This window comes from Neiella holothuriorum, assembly GCF_019457915.1.
GTDB lineage: Bacteria > Pseudomonadota > Gammaproteobacteria > Enterobacterales > Neiellaceae > Neiella > Neiella holothuriorum.
Window position 1 is genome coordinate 22526 of record NZ_JAHZSS010000031.1, and the last position, 6016, is coordinate 28541.

Annotated in this window: 7 protein-coding genes and 3 tRNA genes; all 10 read left to right on the forward strand. The window is 47.0% G+C overall.

The annotated features are described in order from the left end of the window. Window positions 1-470 precede the first annotated feature (470 nt). The 10 genes from ybgC to K0504_RS17785 all read left to right on the forward strand — a co-directional run bounded on the left by ybgC (window position 471) and on the right by K0504_RS17785 (window position 6015). Window positions 471-890 (forward strand): tol-pal system-associated acyl-CoA thioesterase, encoded by a 420-nt coding sequence (gene ybgC, locus K0504_RS17740; RefSeq protein ID WP_220105501.1) that lies wholly within the window; start codon window positions 471-473, stop codon window positions 888-890. After that, on the forward strand, window positions 880-1569 hold the full coding sequence (gene tolQ / locus K0504_RS17745) for a protein TolQ (RefSeq protein ID WP_220105502.1): 690 nt from the start codon (window positions 880-882) through the stop codon (window positions 1567-1569). Before ybgC ends, tolQ begins: the two co-directional genes overlap by 11 nt. A gap of 2 nt (window positions 1570-1571) precedes the next feature. Next, the gene (tolR, locus tag K0504_RS17750; RefSeq protein ID WP_220105503.1) at window positions 1572-1997 is read left to right on the forward strand and encodes a protein TolR; all 426 of its coding nucleotides are present in this window, start codon (window positions 1572-1574) and stop codon (window positions 1995-1997) included. 12 nt (window positions 1998-2009) lie between these two features. Then, a complete protein-coding gene (gene tolA, locus K0504_RS17755; protein ID WP_220105504.1) occupies window positions 2010-2918 on the forward strand; it encodes a cell envelope integrity protein TolA in 909 nt (302 codons plus the stop codon). Continuing rightward, the gene (gene tolB, locus K0504_RS17760) at window positions 2918-4270 is read left to right on the forward strand and encodes a Tol-Pal system beta propeller repeat protein TolB (RefSeq protein ID WP_404823035.1); all 1353 of its coding nucleotides are present in this window, start codon (window positions 2918-2920) and stop codon (window positions 4268-4270) included. Before tolA ends, tolB begins: the two co-directional genes overlap by 1 nt. A 35-nt stretch (window positions 4271-4305) precedes the next feature. Then, window positions 4306-4824 (forward strand): peptidoglycan-associated lipoprotein Pal, encoded by a 519-nt coding sequence (gene pal, locus K0504_RS17765; protein ID WP_220105505.1) that lies wholly within the window; start codon window positions 4306-4308, stop codon window positions 4822-4824. Between the two features lie 8 nt (window positions 4825-4832). Continuing rightward, window positions 4833-5558: a tol-pal system protein YbgF gene (gene ybgF, locus K0504_RS17770; protein WP_220105506.1), complete on the forward strand. Its 726-nt coding sequence runs from the start codon at window positions 4833-4835 to the stop codon at window positions 5556-5558. Window positions 5559-5705: 147 nt separating this feature from the next. Further along, window positions 5706-5781 (forward strand) — tRNA-Lys (locus tag K0504_RS17775). A 64-nt stretch (window positions 5782-5845) separates the two neighbouring features. Further along, a tRNA-Lys gene (locus K0504_RS17780) sits at window positions 5846-5921 on the forward strand. A gap of 18 nt (window positions 5922-5939) precedes the next feature. After that, window positions 5940-6015, forward strand: a tRNA-Lys gene (locus tag K0504_RS17785). Window position 6016: the final 1 nt, after the last annotated feature.

Sequence of the window (6016 nt, forward strand, 5' to 3'; positions counted from 1 at the left end):
CGCGGGCAGCATTAATGCTTCAGGAAAGAAAATAAATCAGGGAACTATCCGTAGTAACCATCGAACCCGTACTAAAAATCCGATGGTCAAAAAAACGCTTACTCGAACACAGCATTAGCTGTCGCTTCGATGGTGTGCATATTAGTCACAGTCCCGCACTAACTCAAACGAGATAAATTTTATTTTTGCATTAATAAAATTAATGAATAAGGTTTATTTCAGTTTTTATTTTGGTTTGTGAAAGTTTTGTTAAGCCCGCTATGTAGGGCTTTTGAGAAATATGCAGAAATTGTGATTTTTTATTCTTTGCAACGGCAGAGTCAATCATATTAATGACCCCAGACAGAAAAGGGTGACATGACCTAGATAACAATTGAGAAAGTTAAATTTGTAGGAAACTTTCGGTATAGTGTGCTCTCAAACAAAGAGACGATGCGCTAAATAACTTTGAATACAATGGCAGGAACGCCGTGACAACAACTCCAACAAACTTTACCTGGCCGATTCGTGTTTATTACGAAGATACCGATGCCGGCGGTGTGGTTTATTATGCTAACTACCTTAAGTTCATGGAGCGTGCTCGCACCGAATGGTTACGCCAATTTGGCATAGAGCAAGATGGTTATTTAGCCGATGGTATTGCTTTTGTCGTGCGCCATGTTGATGTCAATTATCATGCGTCTGCGCGCTTCAATGCCGAGCTCGAAGTATCCTGTAACATCATCCAACTTCGCAAAGCTAGCTTAACAGTTGAGCAAACCGTATCTTCTTCTGATCAAAATCAACAGTTTGTCTCTGGTCAAGTGACGTTAGCCTGTGTAGATTTGACCCGCAATAAACCAGTTGCTATTCCAAAACCCATTATGGAGGTGCTGACACGTGTCGGCTGAAATTTCCCTTATCGGTCTATTTTTAGAGGCCAGCTTACTCGTAAAGCTCGTGATGCTGACCTTACTGTTATTGTCCGTTGTGTCTTGGGCAATGATTTTCCAACGCAGTAAAACCTTGCGGAATGCGCAAACTCGGTTAAACAAGTTTGAAGATAAATTTTGGTCGGGCTTAGATCTGAATCGCCTCTACCAAGAAGTGAGCGCACGAGCTGACAACGTTGGTTTGGAAAAGATTTTCCATTCAGGATTTAAAGAATTTGTTCGCCTACGCCGCACCGGCCATCGTGATGCCACTCAATCGCTAGAAGGAACGCGCCGAGCCATGCGCGTTGCTTTGTCGCGTGAAGTCGACGGATTAGAAACTAGCTTGCCATTTTTAGCAACGGTAGGCTCCACCAGCCCTTACATTGGTTTGTTTGGTACCGTTTGGGGGATCATGAATGCCTTTATTGCACTTGGTGCCGTTAAACAAGCCACCTTACAAATGGTTGCACCAGGCATTGCTGAAGCATTGATTGCAACAGCCATGGGGCTGTTCGCCGCTATCCCTGCGGTGATTGCCTATAACCGTTTCTCGACTAGCGTTGAGAAACTGGAAAATGCCTACATCAACTTCGCCGACGAGTTCTTGTCGATTCTGCAGCGTCAGACTGTGACTGAAGAGCAAAAAGAGTCCTAATCATGTCATTCGAGCGCAAGCGCAGAAGTAAGGTTGCTGATATTAATGTGGTGCCCTACATCGATGTGATGTTGGTATTGCTCATTATCTTCATGGTGACTGCGCCGTTGATCACCCAAGGGGTTAAGGTTGACTTGCCGCAGGGTGAAGCTGAGCCAATTTCCACGGATAACAACCCACCGCTAGTGGCATCGGTAGATGCCAATGGTAATTACTATGTTTCAATAGGCGATGACGATGACAACACGCCGCGTGAGCTTGATGAATTGGCTGAGATTGTAGCGGCTCAATTAGTCGTTGCGCCGGATACGCCGGTGATTGTCAAAGGTGATAAACGAGTGCCATACGAAGTGGTCATTAATTTGATGGTGACGCTGCAAAACTATGGTGTGCCGTCAGTTGGCCTGATGACAGAAGACACAGAGTAGTAGGTTAGACCATTGAAAATCGGTCCATTTAGTATTTACATCGGGTTGTCTGCACTAGCACATATTGTGGTGGTGGTATTGCTGTCGGTCAGTATGGCAATGACCCCCAAACCTAAACCGCAGGTGAAACCCCAAGGGCAACCTATTCAAGCGGTCACCATCGATCAAAGCAAGATCGATGAGCAAGTGAAGCGCATTCGCGATGATAAAGAAAAGAAGCGCGTTGCCGAGCAAAAGCGCATTGACGAGTTAGAACGAAAACTCCGAGAAGTTGAAAATAAGCGTAGAGCCGAACAGAGCCGGCTGAAGAAGCTTGAGTCGGAGCGTAAACGTAAAGAACAAGAGAAACGCGCTGCTGATAAGGCCGCTACTGAAGCGAAGAAAAAACAAAAGCTAGAAGCGGATAAAGCCCGTAAAGCCGAAGCTGAGCGTAAGAAAAAAGAAGCTGAACGCAAAGCCGCGGAGAAAGCCGCAGCCGAAGCCAAGAAAAAGCGTGAGAAAGAAGAAGCTGAGCGCCGCCGCGTTGAAGAAGAACGCAAACGCAAAGAGCAACAAGCGCGCGAGCAAGCTGAATTAGAACGTTTGATGCAACAAGAGCTTGAAGCTGAAAACCAGCAAATTGGGCAACAGCGGCAAGCGCAAATCTTATCTGAAATTGATAAATACACTGCTTTAATCAAAGCCACAATCCAACGCAACTGGCTGGTTGATAGTGCAATGGTTGGTAAACAATGCCAACTGACTATTCGCCTTGCGCGCGATGGCTTTGTAACCTCCGTGGATAATGGTGTTGGTGATCCTGTGGTGTGTGCCTCTGCACGCAATGCCGTACTCAAAGCTGGCACCTTGCCGATGTCGGCTGATCCAGAAGTGAATCAAAAAATGCGAGAAATTCGACTGACTGTGGAGCCGAATCTTTAATGAATACCATGTTTAAGCGCCTGTTGGGCTCAGCTTTTCTTCTTATTAGTATGTCTGCTCAAGCGGCGCTGGAGATTGTCATTACCGAAGGTATCGACAATGCTCGGCCAATTGCCATTGTGCCATTTAGCTATCAGGGACAACCCAATTTGCCACACGATGTGGCTTCAATTGTTGCTTCTGATCTTCGTCGTAGCGGCAAATTCAATCCATTAGCCGTGCAAGCGATGCCCGAACGCCCCAGTCAATCCAATCAAGTTGATTTTGACAAGTGGGCGAATCTTGGTGTTGAAGCCGTGGTTACCGGAACCATTACCTTTATTGGCGATGATCGCTATCAGGTCAGTTTCGAATTGATGGACGTGTTGCAAGGGCAGATGTCGAAAGGTGACGTGGCGGTTGCTGCGGACGGTTCGATTATTTCGAGTCAGTCATTCATTCTTGACGGGCGACGCAGTGTCGTAAACGGCGCGCAACTACGTCAGTATTCACATCGCATCAGCGACATTATCTATGAGCGTTTAACGGGGGAGCGAGGCGCCTTTTTGACTCGTATCGCCTACGTTGTCGTAGATAATGACGATAGTCACCCTTTTAAACTGATGGTTGCCGACTATGATGGGTATAACGAGCTAAACTTGCTGCGTTCCACCAAGCCGTTGATGTCGCCAGCATGGTCACCCGATGGTCGCCAATTGGCTTATGTTTCGTTCGAAAAGCACAAGGCTCAACTTTATATTCAGGATTTGTACACCGGTCAACGCCGTTTATTGACGGATTTTCCCGGAATTAATGGTGCGCCACGCTTTTCTCCCGACGGTAAACGCATGGCAATGGTGCTGTCGAAAGACGGTAATCCAGACATCTATGTGATGGATATCGCAAGTGGCCAATTAAAGCGTGTTACTCGTGGCAGAAGTATCGATACAGAGCCTTATTGGACGCCTGATGGCAGCAGCTTAGTGTTCACATCTGAGCGGGGTGGTAATGCGCAGCTTTATCGCGTAGAGTTAGCTTCGGGTAAAGTAAAAAGGCTTACTTTTGAGGGCGATATGAACCTCGGTGGTGCAGTCTCTCCAGATGGTAAGCAAATGGTATTGGTCAATCGCAGCCGTGGTAATTACCACATTGCGAGGCAAGATCTGGAAACAGGTACTTTGCAAGTTTTGACTAGCACTCGCTTGGATGAATCTCCAAGTATCGCCCCTAATGGCGGCATGATTATTTACAGTACCGTGCATGGCAACAAACAAGCGCTTGCGCTAGTGTCCATGGATGGTCGTTTTAAAGCTCGGCTACCTGCTGTGAATGGGCAAGTAAAAGCTCCGGCTTGGTCTCCGTTCCTGCAGTAAGTATTTGCAAATATAGATTAAAAAGGAAAGTGGCAATGCAATTGAAACCGTTGACAAAAGGCCTAATGATGGCGCTGCCGATGATGTTCTTGGCAGCTTGTAGCACAACTGATGATGCTGCAACAGGTTCAGCCTCTGGTACTGGTGCTGACGATTCAGCAATCAGCTCGGCAGTAGCTCCTGTGTTGACGCCAGAAGAAGAGCGTATGCAACAGTATGCGGAACTTCGCAAAGAACACATCATTTACTTCGATTTTGACCGTTCTGATGTCCGTGGTGAGTTTGCTGAACTTCTTGCCGCTCACGCTGACTACTTGGTGAAAAATCCAAATGTAAGTGTTCGCGTTGAAGGCCACGCTGATGAGCGCGGTACGCCAGAATACAACATTGCCTTGGGCGAGCGTCGTGCCAAAGCAGTTTCTAAATATCTGATGAGCCTGGGCGTTATGTCTAGCCAAATCAGTACAGTTTCTTATGGCGAAGAAATGCCTCTGGTTTCAGGTCACACTGCTGAAGCTTGGGCCAAGAACCGCCGTGGTGTTTTAGTTTACTAATACCTTAAATGATGAAACGACATATTGTTGTACTAGCCGCTACCCTGACGGGTGCGGCTTTTGCTGCTGCTCCAGTACGTGAAGCAAGTGGCAATTCCCTAGAAGAACGAGTAGGGCGCTTGGAGCGCATGCTTGAATCTCGCAACCATGTTCAAGTTGAGATGCAGCAACAGCTGTCAGATCTTGAATACGAGGTGGGTCAACTACGTGGCTCTATTGAGTTACACGGTCACCAGCTCGAGCAGATTCTGGCGCGCCAACGCGACTTATATCAAGATATTGAGCGCCGCCTCACCGGTAGCTCTCAGCCTGCGGTTACGCCGAATTCGCCGACCACAACCACGCCGACTGAGCCTCAATCTACAATAGAAGTCACCGCTAATGTTGCTTATGAAGCTGCGTTCGACTTGTTGAAAGCGAAGCGCTATGACCAAGCAGTAACAGCATTCAGTGACTTTATTCGTGATTACCCAACGTCGAATTATGCTGCGAATGCGTATTATTGGCAGGCACAGTTGAAGTTTCGTGAAGCCGATTACGCTAGCGCTAAAGTTTCGTTTGCTAAAGTTGTTGATCAGTATCCAAAATCTTCGAAGCGAGCCGAGTCGATTTTCAAGCTCGGATTGATTGCTGAAAAAGAAGGTCAGGCAGCAGAAGCCCGCACGTATTTTGAGCGAGTAAAGAACGAATATCCAAGTTCTAGCGTGGCTCAATTGGCGAAAGGAAAGCTCTAGTATTTGTACAAGGAAAATGCAATTAACCGCTTAAGCGAAAAGATTGCATTTTCTTGTTGCAACTGCCCGCCAGTTAAGTATTATATGCGCCGCGCCGGAGGATAGGGGGCTACTCTTATCGAAGTAGGACGGTGCAAGAATTCAGATGGGTTGTTAGCTCAGTTGGTAGAGCAGTTGACTTTTAATCAATTGGTCGCAGGTTCGAATCCTGCACAACCCACCACTTCTTTTCTTCCTACACTGCAAAAATATCAAGCATTCATTGCCGCTTGATGACAGCGAATTTTGGGTTGTTAGCTCAGCTGGTAGAGCAGTTGACTTTTAATCAATTGGTCGCAGGTTCGAATCCTGCACAACCCACCACTTTCGCCGCTCCTATACGGGTTGTTAGCTCAGCTGGTAGAGCAGTTGACTTTTAATCAATTGGTCGCAGGTTCGAATCCTGCACAACCCACCAC